25 protein-coding genes, 1 tRNA gene and 1 pseudogene are annotated in these 24129 nt (G+C 67.1%); 10 read left to right on the top strand and 17 right to left on the bottom strand.

The features are described from left to right. Positions 1-183 precede the first annotated feature (183 nt). Complete coding sequence (locus HNO80_RS02870) at positions 184-1860, bottom strand: AMP-binding protein (RefSeq protein ID WP_175321338.1); 1677 nt, start codon at positions 1858-1860, stop codon at positions 184-186. Positions 1861-1972: 112 nt separating this feature from the next. Between HNO80_RS02870 and HNO80_RS02875 the strand changes: the two genes are divergently transcribed. After that, on the top strand, positions 1973-2251 hold the full coding sequence (locus HNO80_RS02875; RefSeq protein WP_175321339.1) for a putative quinol monooxygenase: 279 nt from the start codon (positions 1973-1975) through the stop codon (positions 2249-2251). A 110-nt stretch (positions 2252-2361) separates the two neighbouring features. Here the strand turns inward: HNO80_RS02875 and trxA are convergent, their stop codons facing one another. From trxA to HNO80_RS02915, 8 genes are all read right to left on the bottom strand, one after another. Beyond that, positions 2362-2769: a thioredoxin gene (gene trxA / locus HNO80_RS02880; RefSeq protein WP_175321340.1), complete on the bottom strand. Its 408-nt coding sequence runs from the start codon at positions 2767-2769 to the stop codon at positions 2362-2364. Positions 2770-2836: 67 nt separating this feature from the next. Beyond that, a complete protein-coding gene (locus tag HNO80_RS02885; protein ID WP_175321341.1) occupies positions 2837-3382 on the bottom strand; it encodes an acyl-CoA thioesterase in 546 nt (181 codons plus the stop codon). 47 nt (positions 3383-3429) lie between these two features. Then, positions 3430-4158 (bottom strand): Type 1 glutamine amidotransferase-like domain-containing protein, encoded by a 729-nt coding sequence (locus HNO80_RS02890; protein WP_175321342.1) that lies wholly within the window; start codon positions 4156-4158, stop codon positions 3430-3432. A 30-nt stretch (positions 4159-4188) separates the two neighbouring features. Then, positions 4189-4593, bottom strand: coding sequence for a VOC family protein (locus HNO80_RS02895; RefSeq protein WP_175321343.1), 405 nt, complete (start codon positions 4591-4593; stop codon positions 4189-4191). A gap of 21 nt (positions 4594-4614) precedes the next feature. Next, positions 4615-5169, bottom strand: coding sequence for a GNAT family N-acetyltransferase (locus HNO80_RS02900; RefSeq protein ID WP_175321344.1), 555 nt, complete (start codon positions 5167-5169; stop codon positions 4615-4617). Then, positions 5162-6319, bottom strand: coding sequence for an EAL domain-containing protein (locus HNO80_RS02905; protein WP_175321345.1), 1158 nt, complete (start codon positions 6317-6319; stop codon positions 5162-5164). The genes HNO80_RS02900 and HNO80_RS02905 overlap by 8 nt, the downstream gene beginning before the upstream one ends. Then, positions 6316-6492, bottom strand: coding sequence for a DUF1059 domain-containing protein (locus tag HNO80_RS02910; RefSeq protein WP_175321346.1), 177 nt, complete (start codon positions 6490-6492; stop codon positions 6316-6318). Before HNO80_RS02910 ends, HNO80_RS02905 begins: the two co-directional genes overlap by 4 nt. Before the next feature lie 120 nt (positions 6493-6612). Further along, positions 6613-7005 carry a DUF7793 family protein gene (locus tag HNO80_RS02915; RefSeq protein WP_175321347.1) on the bottom strand — a complete coding sequence of 131 codons (393 nt, stop codon included), beginning with the start codon at positions 7003-7005 and terminating at the stop codon, positions 6613-6615. Between the two features lie 146 nt (positions 7006-7151). On the opposite strand from HNO80_RS02915, the pseudogene HNO80_RS02920 reads away from it, so the two are divergent. Then, positions 7152-7866 (top strand): annotated as a pseudogene (locus tag HNO80_RS02920) (alpha/beta fold hydrolase). A 101-nt stretch (positions 7867-7967) separates the two neighbouring features. Here HNO80_RS02920 and HNO80_RS02925 read toward each other — a convergent pair. Together HNO80_RS02925 and HNO80_RS02930 are read right to left on the bottom strand one after the other, a co-directional pair. Further along, a tRNA-Tyr gene (locus tag HNO80_RS02925) sits at positions 7968-8049 on the bottom strand. A 150-nt stretch (positions 8050-8199) separates the two neighbouring features. Then, on the bottom strand, positions 8200-8454 hold the full coding sequence (locus HNO80_RS02930) for a hypothetical protein (RefSeq protein WP_175321348.1): 255 nt from the start codon (positions 8452-8454) through the stop codon (positions 8200-8202). Positions 8455-8653: 199 nt separating this feature from the next. Between HNO80_RS02930 and HNO80_RS02935 the strand changes: the two genes are divergently transcribed. The 4 genes from HNO80_RS02935 to efeB all read left to right on the top strand — a co-directional run bounded on the left by HNO80_RS02935 (position 8654) and on the right by efeB (position 12704). After that, positions 8654-9145 carry a YajQ family cyclic di-GMP-binding protein gene (locus HNO80_RS02935; RefSeq protein WP_138768479.1) on the top strand — a complete coding sequence of 164 codons (492 nt, stop codon included), beginning with the start codon at positions 8654-8656 and terminating at the stop codon, positions 9143-9145. A gap of 203 nt (positions 9146-9348) precedes the next feature. Next, on the top strand, positions 9349-10212 hold the full coding sequence (gene efeU, locus HNO80_RS02940; RefSeq protein ID WP_175321349.1) for an iron uptake transporter permease EfeU: 864 nt from the start codon (positions 9349-9351) through the stop codon (positions 10210-10212). 36 nt (positions 10213-10248) lie between these two features. Continuing rightward, positions 10249-11436: an iron uptake system protein EfeO gene (efeO, locus tag HNO80_RS02945; protein ID WP_175321350.1), complete on the top strand. Its 1188-nt coding sequence runs from the start codon at positions 10249-10251 to the stop codon at positions 11434-11436. Further along, entirely contained in the window at positions 11433-12704 is a 1272-nt protein-coding gene (gene efeB, locus HNO80_RS02950) for an iron uptake transporter deferrochelatase/peroxidase subunit (RefSeq protein ID WP_175321351.1), read from the top strand. The genes efeO and efeB overlap by 4 nt, the downstream gene beginning before the upstream one ends. Positions 12705-12728: 24 nt before the next feature. Here efeB and htpX read toward each other — a convergent pair whose 3' ends face one another. Then, entirely contained in the window at positions 12729-13601 is an 873-nt protein-coding gene (htpX, locus tag HNO80_RS02955) for a zinc metalloprotease HtpX (RefSeq protein WP_175321352.1), read from the bottom strand. A 64-nt stretch (positions 13602-13665) separates the two neighbouring features. After that, positions 13666-14937: an MFS transporter gene (locus HNO80_RS02960; protein WP_175321353.1), complete on the bottom strand. Its 1272-nt coding sequence runs from the start codon at positions 14935-14937 to the stop codon at positions 13666-13668. Between the two features lie 81 nt (positions 14938-15018). Here HNO80_RS02960 and HNO80_RS02965 point away from each other — a divergent pair, with 81 nt between their 5' ends. The 4 genes from HNO80_RS02965 (at position 15019) to HNO80_RS02980 (ending at position 20347) form a co-directional block, all read left to right on the top strand. Continuing rightward, entirely contained in the window at positions 15019-15486 is a 468-nt protein-coding gene (locus tag HNO80_RS02965; RefSeq protein ID WP_175321354.1) for a Fur family transcriptional regulator, read from the top strand. Between the two features lie 24 nt (positions 15487-15510). Then, on the top strand, positions 15511-17019 hold the full coding sequence (locus HNO80_RS02970; RefSeq protein ID WP_175321355.1) for a catalase: 1509 nt from the start codon (positions 15511-15513) through the stop codon (positions 17017-17019). A 93-nt stretch (positions 17020-17112) separates the two neighbouring features. Beyond that, a complete protein-coding gene (locus HNO80_RS02975) occupies positions 17113-18318 on the top strand; it encodes a polysaccharide pyruvyl transferase family protein (RefSeq protein ID WP_175321356.1) in 1206 nt (401 codons plus the stop codon). Positions 18319-18325: 7 nt separating this feature from the next. Continuing rightward, positions 18326-20347 carry a DUF6541 family protein gene (locus HNO80_RS02980; protein WP_349627181.1) on the top strand — a complete coding sequence of 674 codons (2022 nt, stop codon included), beginning with the start codon at positions 18326-18328 and terminating at the stop codon, positions 20345-20347. Positions 20348-20448: 101 nt separating this feature from the next. Here HNO80_RS02980 and HNO80_RS02985 read toward each other — a convergent pair whose 3' ends face one another. The 4 genes from HNO80_RS02985 to HNO80_RS03000 are packed head-to-tail and all read right to left on the bottom strand — an operon-like array spanning position 20449 to position 23948. Continuing rightward, positions 20449-21345, bottom strand: a complete 897-nt coding sequence (locus HNO80_RS02985) for an ABC transporter ATP-binding protein (protein ID WP_217500514.1) — start codon at positions 21343-21345, stop codon at positions 20449-20451. After that, entirely contained in the window at positions 21335-22108 is a 774-nt protein-coding gene (locus HNO80_RS02990; protein WP_175321358.1) for an ABC transporter permease, read from the bottom strand. The genes HNO80_RS02985 and HNO80_RS02990 overlap by 11 nt, the downstream gene beginning before the upstream one ends. Further along, complete coding sequence (locus HNO80_RS02995; RefSeq protein WP_175321359.1) at positions 22105-22947, bottom strand: ABC transporter permease; 843 nt, start codon at positions 22945-22947, stop codon at positions 22105-22107. The genes HNO80_RS02990 and HNO80_RS02995 overlap by 4 nt, the downstream gene beginning before the upstream one ends. A 14-nt stretch (positions 22948-22961) precedes the next feature. After that, positions 22962-23948 carry an ABC transporter substrate-binding protein gene (locus tag HNO80_RS03000; RefSeq protein WP_175321360.1) on the bottom strand — a complete coding sequence of 329 codons (987 nt, stop codon included), beginning with the start codon at positions 23946-23948 and terminating at the stop codon, positions 22962-22964. Between the last annotated feature and the right edge of the window lie 181 nt (positions 23949-24129).

Here is a 24129-nt window from a genome sequence, read left to right on the forward strand (position 1 = left end):
CGTGAACGGCGTCTGGAAGAGACTTTCGGGGAGCGGCACAATGCGGACCATGGGCACCATTGTGGCCGCGGATTAGGCTCGCTGCCTGAGTTATCCACAGGCCTGCCTAACTCGAAGCATCGCGGGGTCAGTTACGGCCCATCCACGGCCCCGCGATGGGCCGTAAGTGACCCCGCGTTGCGGTCAGAGATGCAGCCGGGCGACGGCTTCCTGGCGCATGTCCACCTTGCGGATCTTGCCGGACACGGTCATCGGGAAACTTTCCCGGACGTCCACGTAGCGCGGGATCTTGTAGTGCGCCAGCTTGCCCCGGCAGAATTCTGCCAGCCCCGCGGCGTCCAGCCTGCCGGCTCCGGGCTTGAGGATCACGCAGGCCATCAGTTCCTCGCCGTACGTGGCGTCAGGGACACCGATCACCTGAACATCCTGGATATCCGGGTGGGTGTAGAGAAACTCCTCGATCTCGCGCGGGTAGACGTTCTCGCCGCCGCGGATCACCATGTCCTTGATCCGGCCCTCGATCACCAGGTAGCCGTCCTCATCCATGCGCGCCAGGTCGCCGGTATGCATCCAGCCCTCGGCGTCGATCGCCTCTGCCGTCTTGTCCGGCTGGTTCCAGTAGCCCTGCATCACGGAGTACCCGCGGGTGCACAACTCGCCGACCTCGCCGCGCTGCAGCACCTCCCCGGTCACCGGGTCCACGATCCGGTTCTCCAGCTGCGGCATGGTGCGGCCCACGGTCTGCGTGCGCTGGGCCATGGTGTCCCCGTCGCGGGTCATGGTGGAGACCGGCGAAGTCTCCGTCATGCCGTAGCAAATGGCCACGTCGCGCATGTTCATTTCCGAGATCACCCGGTTCATGACCTCGATGGGGCACAGCGAGCCCGCCATGACGCCGGTGCGCAGCGTCGAGAGGTCGTAGGAGGCGAAGTCCGGCAGCGCGAGTTCGGCGATGAACATGGTCGGCACGCCATAGAGCGACGTTCCGCCGAAGTCCTGCACGGCCTCCAGCGCGGCGGCCGGCGTGAACCCGCGGCCCGGAATGATGGTGGCGGCGCCGTGGCTGAAGGCGGCCAGGTTGCCGATCACCATTCCGAAGCAGTGGTAGAACGGCACCGGCAGCACCACCCGGTCGTGCTCTGTGTAGGCCAGCAGCTCGCCGATGGCGAAGCCGTTGTTGAGCAGGTTGTGGTGGGTCAGGGTGGCGCCTTTGGGGAAACCGGTGGTTCCGGAGGTGTACTGCAGGTTGATCGCGTCGTGCGGGTCCAGCTCGGCCATCCGCGCCTTCAGGCCGGAGTGCGCGACGTCGTCGGCCCGCCTCAGCAGCTCGGCGAACGTCCGCTCCGCCTCGCCTTCCGGGACCCCGGCGGTGAGGCCGGGCTGGCCGGAATCGGGCAGGAACACGAGTTCGCGCAACTCGGGACATTCCGCCAGCGCCTGCCGGGCCATCACGGTGTAGTCGCTGTTCCTGTCCGACGGCGCCGCCACCAGCATCCGCATGCCGTTCTGCTTGACGACAAACTCCAGCTCGTGGCTGCGGTAGGCCGGATTGACGTTGACCAGGATCGCCCCGACCTTCGCTGTGGCGTACTGCAGAATGGTCCATTCGGCGCAGTTCGGGCTCCAGATGCCGATCCGGTCTCCCTTGGCGACGCCGAGCGCCAGCAGCGCGCGGGCCAGCCGGTCGACGTCGTCGTTCATCTTGGTGTAGCTCCACCGCCGGGCCTCCCCGCCGGGAACCGCCGCGGCCTCAATCAGCGCGTCGTGGTACGGGAACCGGGCGACGATCCGCTCGAAATGGTCGCCGATGGTTTCATCGATCAGCGGGACGTCAGTGTCCCCGGCTGTGTACGCAAGCATGGTGTGACGCTACCAACAGCCCGCCGGCAAGAGAAGGGCAAAGCGTGGATGTCCTAGGAAATCTTCGGGACATCTTCCGCCGCCGGGGCGGCCGCCCGGTAGGGTAAAAACCATGAGCGCACCCATTGACCTGCAGGCCACTTTCATTCCCAACGAGGGCGAATTCTTCCGTGTGAAGCTTGCCCTCGAAATCGCGATCGACGAGGTCGTCAACGAACCCGGCTGCATCCGTTATGAGCTGACGGAGGCGAGCGAGGACAAGCTGGTGCTGACCGAGCAGTGGGCTTCCCAGGAAGATCTGGACAAGCACTCCAAGGGCACTACGGTCCAGGACCTGAATGAGTCCCTGAGCGCCTTGCTGGCCGAGCCGGTCAAGCTGGAAAAGCTCTAAGCCCGCCTCGTCAACAGCAATGCGGGGTCACTCCGCGCCGGTAATCCCGTCCGGGATCGGCGCGGGGTGACCCCGCATTTTTAAGTTGCCGTGAGTTGCTTTAGGCCGGCTTAGATGTCCGGGATCTGGCTGCCGTCCTGCTGGGTTGCGGCGGCCTCGGCCTGGGAACGGGCCACGTGCGCGTGGACCTCCTCCATGTCGAGGGCCTTGACGGCGTCGACCACCTGTTCCAGCTGCTGGGCGTTCAGCGCACCGGGCTGGGAGAACACCAGCACCTTTTCGCGGAAGGCCATCAGCGTCGGGATCGAGGTGATACCGGCCTCGGCGGCAAGCTGCTGCTCCGCCTCGGTGTCCACCTTGGAGAAGACCACGTCCGGGTGCTTCTCCGAAACGGCCGAGTATGTGGGGCCAAACTGCTTGCACGGGCCGCACCATTCGGCCCAGAAGTCTACGAGGACAATGTCGTTATCCTCGACGGTCGATGCGAACTGTTCACCTGTAATGTCTACGGTAGCCATGCGTCAACGGTACGCGAGCCGCCCGTGAAAGTCCCCTGCGTTTCGCTGTTGGCACATCCCGGGCGGGCTAGGCCCAGACGTGCGGGGCGGGACGGCGGGCACCCGGCAGCGCGTTCGTTTCCCGCCACTCGTGGATCCATTCCGGCAGCTCCAGGTCCGCCGGGGGCGCGCCAAATTCGTGGATGATTTCTTCCTGGCCGACCGGTTTGCCCTTGTGGACCAGCCGGGTGGCGATGTGGGCGCGCGCGTAGATTTCGCCGTCGACCACCATGCGCTGCTCAAAGTAGATGGCCTTCTCATCCAGGCCGATGACCTTGGTCTCGATCGTGTACTGCTGCCATAGCTGCAGGGAGCGGCGGAAGGCGATGGTCTCCCCCGCCACCACCGGCGTCCAGCCGCGCCGGCGGATGGACTTCCAGGTTCCGCTCCGCGCCATCAGGTCGAACCGGCCCAGGTCCATCAGCGAGAAGTACATGCCGTTGTTGACGTGCAAGGCGATGTCGATGTCCGTCGGCAGGACCCGGAGCGGCAGCGAGGACGTGTCCCAGATGCTCAGCGGGGAGCGCCGGGCGGACTTGATGAGCAGGATGAGGGTGCGGAGCAGCAGGTGCATGGACGCTATGTTACCCGTGAGTAACAAGGGTGCCAAGGAGGGGCCGCTCAGCCGGCGGACAGCATGGCCACCGTGGCCTTGCGGCCGGAGCCGCGGATGGTCCAGCAGTTCCCGGTACCGATCACCTCCAGGTCCTCGAGGTCCGCGTGGCGCAGCACCAGCGCGGTGTTCTCGTCCACCGCCACGGCCCGGTCCATCAGGCCCTCCGCAACCGCCGCGACCGCGCGGCTCAGGGTGCCTGCCTGCGCGGTATGGACGTCGACGGCGAACGGCACCAGGCCCAGGCCGTCGCGGACGTCGAGTTCGTCGAGGCCTTCGGAGCATTCTTCCGAGCACACCTCGATGCCCCGTATCCGGTAGCCGCCCACAAGTGCCCGTTGCGGCGCGATCATCGCCCCCGCGGAGAACCCCAGATAAGGCACGCCGGCCGCGACCGCCGTCCGGATCGCCGCCGCCGAGCCCTGAAGGCCGGCCAGGTAGTCCGGGGTGGGGCCGCCTCCGACGACGATTCCGTCGACGTCGTCGAACGTTTCCGGGTCCACTGGCTCATTCGAGCGCAGCAGGATCGGTGTTAGCTGGCCGGGCGTGCGGCTCTGCAGCGGCTCCAGGTAGGCGGGGAGGAAATACTCCGAGCTGCCTTCGCGGTCGAACAGCACGACGGCGATCCGTGGAGGCTTACTCCCCCCGGCGCGGTTCCGGACATCCTTGACGAAGCGGTCAAAGATAACCGGGGTGGTCACGGTATCGGGGCCGCCGCCCACCAGGATGATGCTCATGGGTATCACGGTACCTGCCCGGCCGCCGGGTCAGTCGGTGGCGACCAGCTCGATTTCGAAGCCGTCCGAGTTCACCAGGTAGGCAGCGTAGTGTCCGGGGCCGCCGGCGTGCGGGTATTTCTCCGGAAACAGCTCGGTCCAGCCGTGGTCTGGGGCGTCCGCGGCCAGCGTGTCCACGTGCTCCGGCGGTCCGGCCCGGAAGGCCAGATGGTTCAGCCCGGGCGCGGTGCGGTGGTGGGTCCGGCCGCTCAGGTCCGGGGACTCCTCGACGACGATGTGGGTGGCTCCGCGCCGCCAGCTCCGCCCGCGGGGCCAGTCCTGGTACTGCCCGTAGCCGAGCCTGGTCAGCAGCCAGCCCCATTCGTCCCGGGCCCGCGCAAGGTCCGGCACCCAGAGCTCGACGTGGTGCAGGGCGCCGAAGGATTCGTCAGTCACTGTGTGAGTCTCGCACGTGCCTCAGTGCAGGATGCGCTGGAACAGGACATGGTCCTGCCAGGCGCCCGCAATCTGCAGGTACTCCTGGGCATGTCCGATCTCCTGGAAACCGGCCCGCTGCAGCACCCGCTGGGAAGCGGCATTGTGCGGCAGCGTGGCCGCCTGGATCCGGTGCAGGCCCAGCGCGGTGCGGGCGGCACCGACAACATGGGCGACGGCGGCCGAGCCGATGCCGCGGCCGTTGAATTCCCGGTCCACCCAGTACCCGAGGTTGGCGCTGAGGAAAGGGCCCCGCACGATGCCGCTCAGCGTCATCGTCCCCACGGCCTCCTCGCCGGACAGCAGGATCCACGGAACGCCGGTTCCGGCGGCGAACATGGCGAGTTTGCCGCCGATGTTGGCGCTCTGCCCCTCCGTGGTGAAGAACTCGGCGGTCCGGGCCGGTTCCCAGGGGGCAAGATGATCCCGGTTCCGCCGGTACGCGGCACCCAGCCGTTCGGCGTCGGAGCCGCGCAGCAGCCTGATGTGGACATCGCCGGGCAGCTCTCCCGCCAGCGTGCGTCGGTCCTCATTCATCACTTGCCGTTCCGGCGAGCGCAATGATCATCCGCTCCATCCTGGCAACGCCGGCGAAGCGCCCCGCGTTGTCCGTCACCAGGAGCGAGTCGAATCTTTGGTTCTTGGGCCTCGTCATGGACCGGGCCAGGGCCTGGCTGAGCGGGGTATCGAGGTTCACGCGCATCCCGGGGCTCACCACGCCCAGTGCGGACGCTCCGGCATCCAACACCGCGACCGGCCGCAGGTGCTCGCCGAGCAGCACGACGGCCTCGAGCGCCGGGTTCGCCGCGAACGCGTCAGCGGCCTGGGTGACACTGCCCGCCGTCGTCGCCGGTTCGACGACGTCGCGGATGACCGTCTTGTGGGCCACGGGACGGGCGCTGGCGAGGCGGTGCGCCAGGTCAAGATCAATGCCGGCCCAGGGCGGGGCAGGCCGGGCGAGGTAGTAGCCCTGCACGAGCGGGACGCCCAGCGAGACCAGCGCCTCAAGCTCTTCGGCCCGTTCGACGCCCTCGGCCAGGATCCACGCGTCGACCCGGCTCGCAAACGCGCCGAGCATCCCGATGAGGGCACGCTTCGCCTCATCGCGGTCGACGTCCTGGATCAGGTCCCGGTCGATCTTGATCAGGGCGGGCCGCAGGGCCAGCAGGTGGCGCAGTCCCGCGTAGCCGGCTCCGGCGTCGTCGACGGCGATCAGGGCACCGGCGGCGCGCAACTGGTTCAGGTCCGGTTCCAGCTCCACGTACGAGTCGATCGGTGTTTGCTCTGTCAGTTCGACGATGAGGCCGCCCAATTTGCCCTCGTCGCGCCAGACGCTGCGGATGCATTCCGAGGTCAGCAGCTCCGGTGAGACGTTGAGGGTCAGGAAGCAGTTGGCCGGCAGGGCGGCACGTGCCTTGAGCGCGGTGCGCAGCGCCGCCGCTTCGAGTTCGGCGGCTTTCCCGTGTTGACGCGCAGCGGCGAACCAGACTTCGGGGTTCTTCTCGGCATAGCCGGGAAACCTGGCCAGGGCTTCATAGCCCACCACCGCTCCACGCGCGGTATCAACGATGGGCTGGTAGGCAGCCGCCAAGCCTTTGCCGCGGCAGGCCGAGGCCAGCAGCCCGTCCCAGTCCGGCGGCGCAGTGGCGCCGGCCCCCGGAGGTGGACCGCCCGCCGCAGGAATCAACTAACCGGGTGGATTGCTTTGTGCACCGAGGCGACGAGCTCGGCGGGAAGCTCGGTCAGGCCGTGCACGGAGGCGGCATGGGCGCCGACCTGGACCAGGATTTCGTCGTCGGTGCTGCAGACCCAGCGGGCTTCACAACCGGGAACAACGTCACCACATGCAAACGACTTCATTTCAGCTCCTCAGGCTCTTTCGATCAACGCGCCTAACCCTACTCCGCAGTAGTGCCGGATCGGCCGATTACCCGCCCGGGTGTCGGCGGGGATGCCGGAGCCTCCGGGGCCGCGGACGGATCAGCCGGCGACGCTTTGCGGTCCGTCGCTGGCGGCCAGTTCGCCCAGCCAATCCAGGGCGTCGGCGCGGGAGGTGAAGTAGCGTTGCGGGCAGTCGTTTCCGCGGCGCATCCACGCGGCGACAACCCGGTCCACGTTCGATTCGCCGACGAGTGCCACGGAGGAAACGAAGCGGCTATCCAGGTAATGGTTGCGGGCTCCTGCGGTCAGCTTGACGTCGCTGATGTCGATCAGCAACGGCAGCATCCGCCCGGCGCTGATTTTTGAAATGGCCACGACGGATTCGACGGCGTCCGCCGTATCGAGCATGGACCCGGCGGCCCAGACCAGCCGAAGAATTCCGCTCTCATCCAGGTTGAGCGTCCCCGTGCCAGCTGCCAGGACTATCTCCATGTGATTCCCCCTCCTGCGTCAGAGTAGCGCCTCAGCGGACCAAGATGTGACGCCGGGCACGTTTTCGACCGGAAAATGACGTTCGGCGGCGGAAAACCCTCGCGTTGCGCGTCTTCGCCAGCGGCCGGACCGCGTAGGGTGCCGTCATGGACATCATCCTGGTTCCCGGTTTCTGGTTGGACGCGTCGTCATGGTCGGAGGTCACGCCGCCGCTGGTCGCCGCGGGGCATCGGGTCCACCCGCTCACGCTGCCCGGACTGGAATCGGCTGACGCGCCGCGCGCCGGCATCGGCCTGCGCACCCACATCGACGCCGTAGTCGCCGCCGTGGACAGCGTGGACGCCCCGGTCGTCCTGGTGGGCCACTCCGGCGGCGGCGCAATCATCCATGGCGCCGTGGATGCGCGACCGGACCGCGTTGCCCGCGCCATCTACGTGGACAGCGGCCCGCTGGGGGGACGGCGGCGTCGTCAACGACCAGCTGCCGGCCGACGGCGACGAGGTGCCGCTGCCGCCGTGGGAACTCTTCGAGGACGAGGACCTCGTTGACCTGGACGGGGAGCTCCGGTCCGCCTTCCGTGCCCGCGCCATCCCGGAACCCAAGGGCGTCGCCTACGACCAGCAGAGGCTCCACGATGAACGCCGCTACGACGTTCCGGTGACTGTCATCGCCTGCGAACTTCCGTCGTCGGTGCTGCTGGAATGGATTGCCGCGGGGCAGCCGTATGTCGCGGAGCTGGCACGGATCCGCGACGTCGAATACATGGACCTGCCGACCGGGCACTGGCCGCAGTTCACCCGGCCCGCGGAACTGGGTGCTGCCATCCTCGCCGCCGTGGACCGCACGCCGATTGCTCCATAACTGCCGTTTTCACGTCCCATAACGGCGCCTACGGAGCAGTCGCTGCGCAATAAAACAAGAAAGCCTCCGGAACCGTCTGGTTCCGGAGGCTTTCTCGAGGGTGGCAGATGAGGGATTCGAACCCCCGTAGGCGTTGCCAGCTGATTTACAGTCAGCCCCCTTTGGCCGCTCGGGTAATCTGCCGAACTTCAAAAGAAGATCACTCGCGGCTTCCATCTTCGGAACGCCTGTTTCCAGTGCGTTCCGCTTCCAGCAACCGCGGGCAAGACAACTTTACAGAACTTCCGCCGAAGAATCGAATCGGCGCCGCGCGGCCCCGGGAGGACCGGAATATCAGGCTTCTCCGAGGATGCGGCCGGCGAGTTTGGCCTCGAACTTCGCCGCCTGCTCGGCGGTGACCTGGTTCAGCTGCACCGCCCGGGCCAGGTCCGCCTGCACGCCGTCGAGGCGCGCGGAAGCGTCCGCGGCCGGGCTGAGGATGATGGAGGCCGCCAGGGCCGCGGCGGCCACCGACGTCACCGCCGTCGTGATGGAACCCGCAGCTGCGGCGGTGGTGCTGCTGACGTTACGGATGGTCCTGCGGTTCATGTGCTTGCCTTTCAAGCGGCTCTTCCAACGGTTCCAACTCTCCCGGGCCAAGCTTCGTTCCCCCCGGGGTTCAGCTTTGAGCCAACTGTGAAGACCGGCCGCCCCGAGGCACCTTCACATCCGGAGCATCCGTACTAGGCTGGAATGCAGAAAACACCGCCCTCCAGCAGGGCGTCCGGACAACATCAGGAGGACAGTCATGGCAGGCGAATCCACATTCGACGTCGTCAGCAAAGTCGACAAGCAGGAAGTCGCCAACGCGCTGAACCAGGCGCAGAAGGAATTGGCGCAGCGGTACGACTTCAAGGGCGTCGGCGCCGAGGTCGACTTCAGCGGCGAGAAGATCCTGATGAAGGCCAACTCCGAGGAGCGGGTGCTGGCCGTCCTTGACGTGCTGCAGTCCAAGCTGATCCGCCGCGGCATCTCGCTGAAGTCCCTCGACACGGGCGAGCCCTACCCGTCCGGCAAGGAATTCCGCCTCGAGGCCACCATCAAGGAGGGCATTGCCCAGGACCTCGCAAAGAAGATCAACAAGCTGATCCGCGACGAGGGCCCCAAGTCGGTCAAGTCCCAGATCCAGGGCGACGAGCTGCGCGTGACGTCCAAGTCCCGCGACGACCTTCAGGAAACCATGAACCTGCTGAAAGGCTTCGACGAGGCCGATCTCCAGTTCGTGAACTTCCGCAGCTAAGTACCCAGCACCGCACGGCCGGGTTCCAGCGTGACAAACGACGCCGGGGCCCGGCTTTTTTGCGCCCGAACCGGCCCGGCTGCGGAGCAGCATCGGGCCCTGACGGCAATTAGGTCACGTTTGATTTACGTATTTCAGCGGGTAAGGGTTACCTTGGTTCTTAGGTGAACCTTAGTTAGCCACTTTTACCCGAGAGAATGCATATGACCGCGAACTTCCTGATCGGCCTGCGAGAGGGGCTTGAGGCTGCCCTGATCGTTGTCCTGTTGCTGGCCTACGTGACCCGGACCGGCCGGACAGAGCTCATTCCCCGCATCTGGGCCGGCGTCGGAGTAGCCGTCGCGGTCTCCATCGGTTTTGGCGCCCTACTGACCTTCGGCCCACGCGGACTCACCTTCCAGGCCCAGGAAGCGATCGGTGGCAGCCTGTCGATTGCCGCCGTCGCACTCGTAACGTGGATGGTCTTTTGGATGGCCCGCACGTCCCGGAGCCTCGGCAGCGCCCTGCGCGGCAAGATCGACCAGGTGGCTGACGGCGCAGTCTGGGGGCTCGTGGCCGTGGCCGCCCTGGCCGTCGGACGGGAAGGGCTCGAGACAGCCCTGTTTATCTGGGCCGCCGCACAGTCGACCGGACAGTCGTCCTCCCCGCTGCTCGGGGCGGTCCTGGGGCTGGCCGCAGCCGCCGGGCTCGGCTACCTGTTGCACCGAGGCGCCCTGCGCGTGAACTTGACCAAGTTCTTCACCTGGACCGGCGCGGCGCTCATCGTCGTGGCCGGCGGGGTCCTGGCGTACGGCGTCCACGACCTCCAGGAAGCCGGGCTGCTCCCGGGCCTGCACTCCCTCGCGTTCGACGTCTCAGCGGCCGTTCCGCCGTCGTCCTGGTACGGGACGCTGCTGAAGGGGACCCTGAACTTCTCCCCGGCCACCACCTGGTTTGAGGCCGCCGCCTGGATCCTCTACGTGGTGCCCGTGATGTCGCTATACCTGCGTTCATACCGGCTCGGCCTGGGCCGCGCCGCTGCCGTGACGGCCGCAGCTCCCGGCGGATCAGCCTCCGTCGCCGCCTGAACCTCCTGACCCCCAAAAAACCCTAAAAGGATCCCCATGACTGCCTTCCATACCTCGCCGCGCCGTTTTTCGGCCCGGCTGGGGGTGGCCGCCACCGCGGCGCTGCTGCCCCTCACACTCGCTGCCTGCACGGACAACGCCGCGCCCACCGCCTCCAAGAGCGGCGAAGCGATCACGGTTTCCAGCACCAACAGCGAGTGCAAAGTCTCCACGGCCGAGGCTCCCAGTGGCCACCTGACTTTCGCCATCAGGAACGACGGCGACAAAGTCACCGAGTTTTACCTGCTCGCCGAGGACGGGCTTCGGATCGTGGCCGAAGTGGAAAATATCGGCCCGGGCATCACCCGCAACCTGGTGGTCACGGCTCCGCCCGGAAAGTACCTCACCGCCTGCAAACCAGGGATGGAGGGGGACGGCCTCCGCGCCGCATTCACTGTCACCGGCTCGGACCAGCCCGTGACGGCAGGCGACGACGTGCAGAAACTCAACGACACCGCCACCCGGCAGTACACCGCGTACGTGAAAGACCAGACCGAGCAGCTGCTGGCCGGAACCAAGGCCTTCGCGGCGGCCTTCGCGGCGGGCGACGCCGGGAAGGCCCGGGGGCTTTATGCCCCCACGCGCATGCATTGGGAACGGATCGAACCCGTGGCCGAGTCCTTTGGCGACCTCGACCCGAAACTGGATCTTCGCCAGGCCGATCTGGAACCCGGGGAGGCGTGGACCGGCTGGCATCGCGCCGAAAAGGACCTCTTTCCCCCCGCCGGTTACACGGCGATGACCAGCGCGCAGCGCGGCGCGCTGTCCAAGCAGCTGGTGGCGGACACCGAGGACCTCTACCAGCGCACGCGCACCCTCACGCTGACCGCGGACAAGCTGGGTAACGGTGCCAAGGAACTCCTCGATGAGGTCGCCACCGGCAAGGTGACCGGTGAAGAGGAAATCTGGTCGCATACGGACCTTTGGGATTTCCAGGCCAACGTCGACGGCGCCCGGATCGCCTTCGAGAACCTCCGCCCCGTCCTGGAGAAGAAAGACCCCGCACTGGCCAAGGACCTCGAGACCAAGTTCGCCTCGCTGCAGGCCGAGCTCAAGACCCATGCCAAGGGCGCAGGGTTCTCCTACTACAACGAACTCACCCCGGCTGACGTGCGGAAGCTTGCGGCACTCGTGGACACCCTCGGCGAACCCCTGTCCCGGCTGACCGCGGCCGTCGTCCTGTGAGCACAGTTTCCCGCCGCGGGCTCCTATCCCTGGCCGGGGCCGGCGGCATCGGTGCAGCTGCCGGGCTTGCAGCCGGCGTCTTCGGCCGTGACGCACCCGGCGGACCCGCTGCTGACGCCCCGGGCGGGACGATCCCGTTCCACGGCGAGCGCCAGGCGGGCATCACAACCCCCGCCCAGGACCGGCTCCACATGGCGGCTTTTGACTTCGTGACGGAAGACCGGAAAGAGCTGATCGGCCTGCTCAAGGAGTGGACCGAGGCTGCCGCCGCCCTGACGGCGGGCCGTGAAACGGGCGCCACCGGTGCAGTGGACGGCCCCTACGATGCCCCTCCGGAAGATACGGGTGAAGCGATGGGCCTCGCGGCCGGTCGGTTGACCCTGACGTTCGGTTTCGGCGCCTCGCTCTTTGAAAAGGGCGGCAAGGCCCGTTTCGGGCTCGAGGGGCGGCGGCCCGCTGCGCTCATTGACCTGCCGCATTTCCCCGGCGACAAGCTCCAAGAGCAACGGACCGGCGGAGACATCGTGGTCCAGGCCTGCTCGGACGACCCCCAAGTGGCCGTCCACGCCATCCGCAACCTGGCCAGAATCGCTTTCGGCCGGGCGCAGGTCCGCTGGTCCCAGCTGGGCTTCGGGCGCACCTCCTCGACGTCACGCGCCCAGCAGACGCCCCGCAACCTCTTCGGCTTCAAGGACGGCACCAGCAACGTGAAATCCGAGGACGCCGGCCTCCTGCACGACCATGTCTGGGTACCCGCGGGGGCGGACCCGGCCGGCGCCTGGATGGAGGGCGGAAGCTACCTCGTCGCCCGGAGGATCCGCATGCACATCGAAACCTGGGACCGGACGTCGCTACGCGAGCAGGAACAGCTGATCGGCCGGACCAAGGCCGAAGGCGCACCGTTGTCCGGCGGGGCCGAGTTCAGCGCCCCGGACTTTGACGCCCAAGGCAGGGCCGGCGAGCCGTTGATCGCTCCCAGCTCCCACCTGCGGTTGGCGCATCCCTCACACAACGACGGCGTCCGCATGCTCCGCCGCGGCTACAACTACACCGACGGCTCCGACGGGCTGGGGCACCTGGACGCCGGGCTCTTCTTCATCGCCTTCGTCAAGGATCCGCGCACCCACTACGTGCCCATGCAGCTGGCGATGGCCCGGAAGGACACCCTGGCGGTGGAATACCTCGAGCACACCGGTTCCGGGTTGTTCGCCGTCCCGCCGGGAGTCCGGCCCGGCGGGTATGTGGGCCAGGGGCTGTTCGCCGGCTAACGCGGCGCAGCTTGCCCGGCGGGCCTAGCCGAGCTGACGCCCCGCCATCCGCTCCAGCCGGCCGATCCGCTCGCTCATCGGCGGATGCGTGGAGAACATCCGCGCCATGCCGCCGCCGCGGAACGGGTTGGCGATCATCAGGTGCGAGGCGTTCACCAGCCGCTGGTCCTGCGGCAGGGGCGCGAGCTGGACGCCCTGCTCGATCTTGCGCAGCGCCGAGGCCAGCGCCAGCGGGTCGCCGGTGAGCGCCGAACCGTCCTCGTCGGCGTCGTACTCGCGGGTCCGGGAGATGGCCATCTGGATCAGCGACGCGGCAAACGGCGCCAGCAGGGCCATCGCGAGCAGGGCGAGGGGATTGCCGTTGCGGCGGTCGCCGCCCCCGCCGAAGAACAGCAGCATCTGGCCCACCGAGGTGATCACGCCCGCGACGGCGGCAGCCACCGACGAGGTGAGAATGTCCCGGTTGTAGACGTGCATCAGCTCGTGGCCGAGCACGCCGCGGAGTTCGCGGGCGTCGAGCAGCTGCAGGATGCCCTGCGTACAGCAGACCGCCGCATTTTGCGGATTCCGGCCGGTGGCGAAGGCGTTCGGTGCCATGGTCGGTGAGATGTAGATCCGTGGCATCGGCTGCTTGGCGCGGGCGGAGAGCTCCCGGACGATCTGGTGCAGCACCGGCGCCTCGGCCTCGGTCACCGGATAGGCCTGCATGGACCGGATCGCGATCTTGTCGCTGTTCCAGTACCCGTAGGCGGTGGTGCCGACGCCGATCAGCGCCATGATCCAGATGGGCGCCGAGCTCCGCATCCCGGATCCAATCAACGCGCCCAGGCCAAGCAGCACCGCCCAAAGCACGCCGAACAGGGCCGCCGTCTTCAAGCCGTTGTGATGGTTATGCACTGATCCTCCCAAGCCATGCCGCCGATCGGGTGTCCCATAGATCACCCATCTAGGAAACGAACCGCTAGGGAACCGGGTTCCGCGCGTCGTACTTCAGGAACCCGGACTGCCAGCGCGCCACGAGCCAAGCCACCACCGCGCAGAGCACCCCGCCGGCGAGCAGAACCCAGCCTTCACTGAGCAGCTTAGTCGCGCCGCCGGCCAGCATGTCCCCCACCCGGGGGCCGCCCGCTACGACGACCACGAAGACGCCCTGCAGCCGGCCGCGCAGGTGGTCCGGGGTGGCCGATTGCAGGATGGTGGTGCGGAAGACCGCGCTGACGGAGTCGGCGATGCCGGCGAGCGCGCAGCACACGGCGGCAGGCACCAGCCAGGGGGTCACGCCCGCGGCGCCGGACCGGCCGGCGAGCACGACGACGAGGCCCAGCCCAGCGATCGAGGCGCCCCAGCCCATGACAGACCAGACCACCGCCGCGCCCTGTGCCCGGACCGCGCCGAGGGGGCCGGAGAAGAGTCCGGCCAGGAAGGCGCCGACGGCGGTGGAGGCCAGCAGCACGCCGACCGTGGCTTCGCCGCCGCCGATCATGAGTGCCGCGATGGCCGGCAACAGCGCCCGCGGCTGCGCCAGGATCATGGCCACGAGGTCGATCACGAAGGTCATGCGCAGGTTCGGACGCGTGCCGAGGAAGCGGAAGCCCTCCGCAACGGAGCGCAGGCCGGCCCGGTGCGACTCCTGCCCCGGCGGCATGGGCGGCAGCTTCAGCAGGGCCCAGACGACAAACGCGAAGCTGGCCACATCGATCGTGTAGGTCCAGGCGAAGCCGATCGTGGCGACCAGCACGCCGGCCAGCAGCGGGCCGGCGGTCATGGTCAGGCCGAAGATCATCATGCTCAGGGCATTCGCCGCGGGCAGGAGCTCCTTCCGGACCAGGACCGGGATGATGGCGCTGCGGGCCGGCTGGTTGATGGCCTGCGCGCCGCTCTGCACCGCAACGAGGAGATACAGCAGCCAGACGTTGCCCAGCTGCAGCCAGGCCTGCAGCGCCAGGCCGACAGTGGTCAGCCACAGCACCGCGGAGGCGAGCAGCGCGACCCTGCGGCGGTCGTGGGCATCCGCGATGGATCCGCCGAGCAGTCCGCCGAACACCAGCGGGACCAGGGCGAAGATGCTCAGCAGCCCCACGTACAGGCTGTCCTGGGTGAGCCGGTAGACCTCGAGGCTCACGGCCACCAGGGTGAGCTGGCTGCCCAACGCCGAGGCGGCGGATCCCAGCCACAGACGGCGGAAGGCCGGGCTTTCGCGTAACGGCGTGATGTCCGCCAGGAATTTCCCCACCCGGCAACTCTAGTGGGACACAAAAGCGAAATAAGCCGAACCTTATTGTGACCAGCTCAAAATAAGTGCTTGAATGGGGCCATGACGGATTCGGTGGGCGGCAGCGCGGCATGGACCGCCGCCCTGCATGCCCACGGCCGCCGGGTCACCAAACAGCGGCTGGCCGTGCTGGCCGCCGTCGAACGCCACCCGCATTCGCCGGCGGAGAGCATCCTTGCCGCAGCCCGCGAGGAGCTGCCCGAACTTACGGCGCAGTCCGTCTACGTGGTCCTCGGCGACCTGACCGAGCTGCAGATGCTGCGCCGCTTCGAACCCCCGCACTCCCCCGCGCTGTATGAGACGCGCGTGGGGGACAACCACCACCACGCCGTCTGCATCAGCTGCGGCCGGGTGGAGGACGTCGAATGCGCCGTCGGCCACGCGCCGTGCCTCACCCCGCACTGGGACGCGGGCTCCAAGCCCATGACCATCCAGATCGCGGACGTCCTGTACCAGGGCATCTGCGAGGACTGCCAGCGCGCCCAACAACTTCCCTCCGAACGTAATTAAGTACAAACAAGAAATAGGAGAACGATGACTCAGAACATCTCTGCGCCCGCAGTGTCCACGACACAGTCCGGCGCCCCGGTCACGTCCGATGCCCACTCGCAGTCCGTCGGCGCCGACGGCGCGATCATCCTCACCGATCACTACCTGATCGAAAAGCTCGCCCAGTTCAACCGCGAGCGCGTGCCGGAGCGCGTCGTGCACGCCAAGGGCGGCGGCGCCTTCGGCACGTTCACGACCACGGGGGATGTCTCCCAGTACACCAAGGCCGCGCTGTTCCAGCCGGGCGCCGAGACGGACATGCTCATCCGCTTCTCCTCCGTCGCCGGCGAGGCAGGCTCCGCCGACACACTCCGCGACCCGCGCGGCTTCGCCGTGAAGTTCTACACCACCGAGGGCAACTACGACCTCGTCGGCAACAACACCCCGGTGTTCTTCATCCGCGACGGCATCAAGTTCCCGGACTTCATCCACTCGCAGAAGCGCCTCCCGGGCACCCACCTGCGCGACGCCGACATGCAGTGGGACTTCTGGACCCTCTCCCCCGAGTCCGCCCACCAGGTCACCTGGCTGATGGGCGACCGCGGCCTGCCGGCCTCCTGGCGTGAAATGCAGGGCTACGGCTCGCACACCTACCAGTGGATCAATGCGGCGGGCGAGCGCTTCTGGGTCAAGTACCACTTCAAGTCCAACCAGGGCGTCAAGTCCCTGACGGGCGACGAAGCGGAAGAGCTGGCCGGCGCGGACGCGGACTTCTACATCCGCGACCTGCAGGAGAACATCGACGCGGGCAACTTCCCCTCCTGGGACCTGCACGTCCAGGTGATGCCGTACGAGGACGCCAAGACCTACCGCTTCAACCCGTTCGACGTCACCAAGGTATGGCCGCACGGCGACTACCCGCTGGTCAAGGTCGGCACCATGGAGCTGAACAAGAACCCGGAGAACTACTTCGCGCAGATCGAACAGGCCACCTTCGCGCCGTCGAACTTCGTGCCGGGCATCGCCGCTTCCCCGGACAAGATGCTGCAGGCCCGCATCTTCTCCTACGCCGACGCGCACCGCTACCGCGTGGGCACCAACCACGCCCAGCTCCCGGTGAACCTGCCCAAGAGCCAGGTCAACAACTACAGCCAGGACGGCGCGGCGCGGTACCACTTCAACGCCCCCTCGGTCCCGGTGTACGCGCCGAACTCCTTCGGCGGCCCGGCTGCCGTGGAACCGCAGAACCCGGTCGGCGGCTGGGAGAACGACGGCGAGCTGACGCTCTCCGCGCACTCCCTACACGCTGAGGACGGCGACTTCGGCCAGGCCGGCACGCTGTACCGCGAAGTGTTCGACGACGGCGCCAAGGCCCGCCTGCTGGACACCCTCACCGGTGCGGTGGGCGGCGTCAAGAGCGCCGACATCAAGGAACGCGCCATCCAGTACTGGACCAACGTCGACGCCGAGCTCGGCGCGAAGCTGCGCGCCAACCTGGGTGCCGCCGCCGGTGCCGCCACCTCGGACGCTGAGGCTGCCAACAAGATCGGCTAGTCCTTCCCAGCACGAAAAGAACACCCCGCCGCGGATGACCGCGGCGGGGTGTTCTTTCGCTCCCGGGGGGAGTGCGCCGCTATAGTCTGGTGAATGAATTCGGGAATCATTTACCTGGTCGGCACCTCCGGCCACCCCAACTTCGGCGACGAGTTTATTGCCGCCGCGTGGCTCAAACACCTGGCCGCGGCCCGGCCCGACGCCGACGTCTGGCTTGACTGCCCCCAGCCCGGGATGGCCCAGGTCCTGTTCGAGGGCCTGCACCCCCGGCTCCGGATCACCAACACCCTCTGGCGCCTGGTGCACGAGAACGGCGAACTTCCGGCCGACGTGGCCGCGAAAAACATCCGAGAACGCGTCACCGGCTTCGGCACCCCGGCGTACGATCTGGGCATCCTCAAGATGCGGGAAGCCGAGTCGCTCCACCTGATCGGCGGCGGGTACGTCAACGACACCTGGCCGCACCACGCGGGCCTGCTCGTCGGCATGCGGGCCGTCAGCGAACTGACCGGCGCCCGGCTCTTCGCTACCGGACAGGGTCTCATGCCGGCAGTTGACCCGCTCCCGGGGGAAACTCCCCTGTTTCAGCGCTTTGAATACGCCCGGGCGCGCGACGTACCCAGCGCGGCGGCCCACGGGTTGGAACTCGGCCTCGATGACGCTTTCCTGGGGATCGCCGGGGAAATCGGGCGCAACGAGGCCCCTGCAGGTCTCTACGTGTGTATCCAAAGCGACATGGCCGATCCCGGACGGTTCCAGGCCGCGGTGGAACTGGCCCGGTCAGAAATCCAACTCGCCAGCCGCCGGGGAATCAAGGCCTATTACGTCGAGGCGATTCCCGGCGTCGATCATGCTGCCTACGAACGCATGGCTGATCTCATCCCGGAGTCCCGGTTCGTGCCCTTCGCTCGGGTGTGGACCGATGGCCTCCCGCTTTCCGCCGAGCAAACCTGGGTCACAACCCGTTTCCACCTCCACTTGCTCGCCGCAGCCGCAGGTGCCCGAGGCATTGCGGTCGGAGTGAAAAAGGGCTACTACGACGTCAAGCACGAGTCACTGACCTCCCTGGGTAGCGGCTGGTCCCTTGCCCTGGACGGCGACGGTGCCACAATCCCACAGCAGCGCGGGCAGCTACGGGATGACCTGCCGGCACTCACCGCTCGGAAACGTGCCGAGGCTAACCATCTCTATCCGCAGCTGGATGGCCAGAGCGGGACCCTGACAGCCGGCGCCGCCAAGCTTCTGAACAAGGCGTTGGGCGCGTCCCTGAAGAACAAGATCCGGTCCGGAGCGCGCTGACACGTCCATGTTGAATTGGCTTTTTGAGCTGCTGCCGCACGCTCTGACCTTAGTTCTCCTTGTCACTGCATTCTTCCTCCCGGGACTGTTGGTGCTCCTGCCGCTGAAACCGGGCCTGCCCGCGGCCCTTGCTCTCGGCCCGGCCGTGACCCTGCTGATATTCCTGGCCGGTAGCCTGGTGCTGGACGCCATGGGCCTCCCGTGGAGCGCGCCCTCGGCCGCCCTTACTGCCGTTCCGCCGGTCTTTGCCGCTTGGTTGCTAGGAAGACGGTTCAGCTTCCGCGCGCCGCTGTGGCCCGCTGGCCTCGGATTACAGGTGAACCTCGCGGTCGGTGCCGGCGTGGCCATCGGTTCAGTGGTGACGTGCGTGGCGCTGCTCCGGGGAATCGGCGACCCCGCCACGGCTTCGCAGGGCTGGGATCCGATCTTCCATCTGAACGTGCTGCGGTGGATTCAAGAGTCCGGCAGCGCCACCCCATGGGGAGTCGCTCCGATATTCGGGGCCGGTACGTATTACCCCTCCGGCTGGCACAGCGTAGTGTCCCTGGTCCCGGGCAGCGTGACGGAAACGGCCAACCTGTCATCGATCGTCATCGGCGGCATGATCTGGCCAATCGGCCTGACGTTTCTGGCCTCCGCAGTCCTGCCGCGGCACCCGGCGGCCTGGGCACTGACGCCGCTGTTCGCGGCCTCGTTCGTCAGCTTCCCTTACTCGCAACTGCTCCGCAGCGGCCAGTGGCCCAACGGTCTCGCCACCGCATTGGTCCCGGCAGCTCTGGCCCTGAGCGTCCTGATTCTGCGGTGCCTGACCTCCGCGGACCGGGCCGGCACGCCAGCCCGCGAGCATGTCCTCCTGGCCGCCGTCCTCGCCGCTGCACTCGGCGGCTGTGCTGCCGCACATCCGAGTGCCGTTTTTGCCACCGCAGTTGCCGTCCTGCCCTTTGTGGCAGCCCGCACCCTGCCGCTCTTGATACGGTGCGCACGACGCCGCCCCTGGATTGCGGCAGTGGTGGGCGGCGCGGCGGTTGCTGCTGGCGCGGCGGCCTTAGGTGTGCTGACCCACTCCCGGTTGCTCGTCAGTGTGATGGCGTACCCGCGTGCGGTGCGGGCCAAAGTCCCGGATTCGCTGTATCTCGCGTTCTTCGACCTTCCCAGGTTCCCCGCCATTTCTTTGCCTGCCCCGGACGATTTCAACCTCGCGGTGGGGCTGCTTGTCATCCTTGGCGGTGCCGCGGCGCTCTTCATCAGGGATGCGAGGCCGCTTGCCGTCTCCTGGCTGGCGTTTGTCGCACTCTATGTCCTCGCCGCCGGACCGGAAAACGCGCTGCGGTGGCTGACTGGCGTCTGGTACAAGGACACGCAAAGGATCGCCCCGTTCATCGCGATGACAGGCAGCCTGTTGGCGGCCCTGGCCATTGCGGTACTGGCGAGGGCCGCACATCGCGCAGTGTCGGTGCGGCTGCCGTCGGCCCGCACCGGTGGCCGGTGGCCCCTTCCGGCGCTCCTCGTTGGCCTGTCCGTTGCCGTCGTAACGTGCGGAATGTACTGGGGATCGGGCAGCTACCGGTCCGCGGAGCGGGTGGCAGTGGCCGCACAGAACTACGTGGTAGCCGCCAAGCCTGGCACCGGCGTCCTCTCCAGGGGCGAACAGGACTTCATCCAACGGGCCGGCGCGACGCTTCCAGCGGACGCAGTGGTGATCGGAGACCCGTTCAACGGCGAAACCTACTTCTACGCCCTCACGGGCCGGCATGTGGTGTACACGCAGCTGGGGGCCCCGACGTCCGGGAGTGCAGCCAAGGAGCTGCTCCGCACCGGGTTCAATCGGCTTGCGACCGACAAGTCGGTCTGCGAGGCCGTGCTCAAGGTCGGAGCCACACACTTCTATGAGGACGCGCCAGGCGCATCCCACGGCAGTGCGAGCCTGAAGCGATGGCCCGGCTTCTACAACGTGCCCACCGGCCGCGGCTTCGAGAAAGTCGCGGCCGCGGATGGCCGCACCCTGTACAAGATCACGGCCTGCGGCTAGACGGGTACGCGGCCGCCCAGCGCTTCCAGCTAAGAAACACCCCGCCGCGGATAACCGCGGCGGGGTGTTCTTTTCGTCGGTGTCCCGGACGGGCGGGGCGGCTAGGCGCCGCTGGCGCCGGAGTCCGCCGTCGGGGCCGCCGGCGTCGACGCTGCCGCAGTAGCAGCTGCCGGGGCGCCCGCCGCCGCTGGGCGGTGGCCCTTCTTGGCGAGCTGGATCTGCTCATAGACGTGGTGGCGGAGTTCGGTGAAGCGCGGCAGCGAACGGGTGTTCAGCTGGTCCCGCTCGGCCGGAAGGTCGATCACAATGTCCTCCTGCACCACCGTCGGGGAGCTCGAGAGGATGATGACCCGTTCACCGAGGTAGACGGACTCGTCGATGTCGTGGGTCACGAAAAGCACGGTCACGCCGAGCTTCTTCCAGACCACCCGGATCAGGTCCTCAAGGTCCGCGCGGGTCTGCGCGTCGACGGCGGCAAACGGCTCGTCCATCAGCAGGACCTCGGGCTGGTACGCGATGGCACGGGCGATCGCCACGCGCTGCTGCATGCCGCCGGAAAGCTGCCAGGGGTAGGAGCGCGGCACGTGGGCCAGGCCCACCGCCTCCAGGGCCTCGTCGACAAGCCGGTCGCGTTCGGCCTTGGGCACGCCCTGGTTCTTCAGCGGCAGCTCCACATTGTCCCGGACCCGCATCCAGGGGAACAGCGAGCGGCCGTATTCCTGGAACACCACCGCCATCTTCTTCGGCGGCCCGGACACCCGCTTGCCGTCCAGGAGCACCTCCCCCTCGGTGGGTGCCATCAGGCCCGAGATGCACTTGAGCAGGGTGGTCTTGCCGGACCCCGAAGGGCCCACGAGGCAGGCCAGCTCCCCCGCGCGGAGATCGAAAGTGAGGTTCCGCACCGCTTCGACGTCGCCGCCGTCGGTCTGGTAGACCTTCTTCAGTCCGCGGACGGAGAGCATCGCCTCCGGGGCCGCCTGCGCTGCACTAGGCTGCATTTTCTACCTCTTTCTGGCCGTGGTACCAGCGCAGGATGTTCCGCTCGGCCCACTGGAAGATGAATGACATGGCCACGCCCAGCAGGCCGAGGACCACGATGCCGGACCACATTTCGGGGATGGCGAATGACCGCTGGAACTGGACAATGGTGAAGCCCAGCCCGGAGGACGAGGCGAACATTTCGGAGATGACCATCAGGATCAGCCCCAGGGACAGCGACTGGCGCACGCCGGCGAGGATCTGCGGGCTGGCCGAGGGCAGCACCAGGTAACGCACCCGGGCCCAGCCGTCGATGCCGTAGGTGTGGGCCGAATCCGAGAGGACCCCGTCCACGGCGCGGACACCCTCAATGGTGTTCAGCAGCACCGGCCAGACACAGCCGGAGATGATGACCGCAATCTTCATGGAGTCGGTGATGCCCATCAGCAGGATCAGGACCGGGACCAGGACGGGCGGCGGGATGGCGCGGAAGAATTCGAGCGTGGGTTCCAGCAACGCGCGGAGCCATTTGACCGAGCCGATCAGCACCCCGCCCACGACGCCGATCACGATCGCCGCGACGACGCCGATCAGGAGACGGGCGATGCTGGGCAGCACATCCGAGAAGAAGCGGGGGCCGAACCAGACCTCGCCGAACTTGTTGACCAGGGCGGCCGGGGTAGGAACGAAGAAATTGACCGTTCCGAGGGTCGAGACCCACCAGGCCAGAACCAGCAGAACTGGCAGCGCCAGCACGTAGGCCGCCGTTTTCAGTACTTTCATACGATCACCTCAGAACGGACCGAGGAATGCCAGGACAGGGTCTTCTTTTCGATGAAGCGCATCAGAACGTTGATCAGCACGCCGATCAGGCCGGTGGCGAGCACCAGGGCGTACATACCGGAGATGGCGCCACCGGATTGCGCGAGGGCGATTTCACGGCCCAGCCCCGGCGAGCCGATCACGAGTTCCGCCGTAATGGCCAGGACCAGCGCCACCGTGGCTGCGAGCCGGACACCGGTCATCAAGTAGGGCAGCGCGGTGGGGAACACGACGTAACGGATCCGCGCCATCCACCCCAGCCCGTAGGTCTTGGCGGTATTGTTGGCGACCATGTCGACGTCGGCCACCCCGTAGAGGACCTGAATGAGGACCTGCCAGAAGGCGGCATAGGTGATCAGCATCAGGGACGACTCGATCTTCACACCGAAGAGCAGCACGGCCAGCGGGATGAGGGCCACGGACGGAATGGGGCGCAGGAACTCGACGGTGGAGTTGGTGGCTTTGCGCAGGAAGCTGCTGGATCCGATGATGAAGCCCAGCAACACGGCGAGGGCAACCGCGATGGCGAGGCCTAGGAACCAGGCCTTCATGGTTTCACCGACCGAGACCCAGAACGCCGCCAGGCCGAAGTCGAGGGCCAGGGCGGCAATGACCTCGCTGGCCGGCGGAAGGTAGCGTTCGTCGACAATTCCCAGCCGAGGAATGAGTTCCCAGGTTCCCAAGAACCCAATAATCCCGACAACACCGAGCAACTGCTTCACTGGAAGTTTGTGGCCGGACCGGCGGCTCCGTCCCCCGCCGGGGGCGGAACCGCCGGACGCCACAGCGTCGGAACTCATGGAACTTACGGAACTCACGGGAGGAGGTCGCCTGCGTTCGGGGCCTTGGACAGCGTCCCGTACTTAGCGGCGGCGTCACCGAGGGTCTTGAAGGCGTCCTTGTTGAACTCCACACGGTAGCGGGGCAGGACAATCTTGGCCCGGGTGGCTTCGTCGATCTTGGTGTAGGTGCCCACGATGTCGCGGACTTCCTGCGGGTGCGCCTGGGCATATTCGAGCGACTTGTTCATGGCTCGGGTGAACTTCTGGGTCAGCTCGGCCTTGCCCTTGATGGTGTCCGCCTTGGTGAAGTAGCCGGCGATGTCCAGCTCAGGGCTCATGTCCACGAAGTTGGAGGAAATGATCTTGCCGCCCTCCGCAACGGCCTTGGACAGGAAGGGCTCCAGGATCCAGGCCGCGTCCACCTGCTTGTTGGCCAGCGCTGCGGGGGCGTCCGGGAAGGCCACCTCTACGAACTTCACGCTCGAGGGGTCGCCGCCGGCCTTTTCGACGACCGACTTGATGGTGGTGTCCCCGATGTTGGAGAGGTTGTTCACCGAGACGGTCTTGCCCGCAAGGTCCTTCGGGGACTGGATGCTGGAACCGGCCGGGACGACGACGCCGCCGATGTCCTTACCCTTCTCGCCCGTGGTTGAGGCGCCGTTGGCGACGAATTTCAGGTCAAGGCCCTTGTCCTTCGCCACCATGACAGAGATCAGGTTGGAGAAGGCGAAGTCGAAGCTGCCGCTCACCACGCCGGGGACGATCGCCGCCCCGCCGGTGGCCGTCTGGATGTCCAGCTGAAGGCCTTCGTCTTTGAAGAATCCCAGCTTGTTGCCCAGGTAGATGGGGGCGCAGTCGACGATCGGGATGACGCCGACGCTGACCTTGGTCAGATTCCCGCCACCCGTGGCGCCGCCGGAGGCGGTGCCCCCGCCGGTGGAACTGGGTGATCCGCTGCCGCAAGCCGAGAGGGCCAGGACCGACGCGGCCGCAAGCACGGCGATAATACGACGTTTCATGTTCACTCCTATGTGCGCATTGGCGTGGGAGTGACAAGCCCCCAAACCTCAAGTGTTCGCTCTTCGAACAAGCGTTCAAAATCAAGTCTGACCTAAGGGTACTGTGAGGTCAACCACATTAGGCGCATTGTTACAGCTCCGAGACGAGTGCGGTAGAGGCGGCGGCAATACCTCCCGTTAC

Source organism: Arthrobacter sp. C9C5 (assembly GCF_013359735.1).
In the GTDB taxonomy this organism is placed as follows: Bacteria; Actinomycetota; Actinomycetes; order Actinomycetales; family Micrococcaceae; genus Arthrobacter.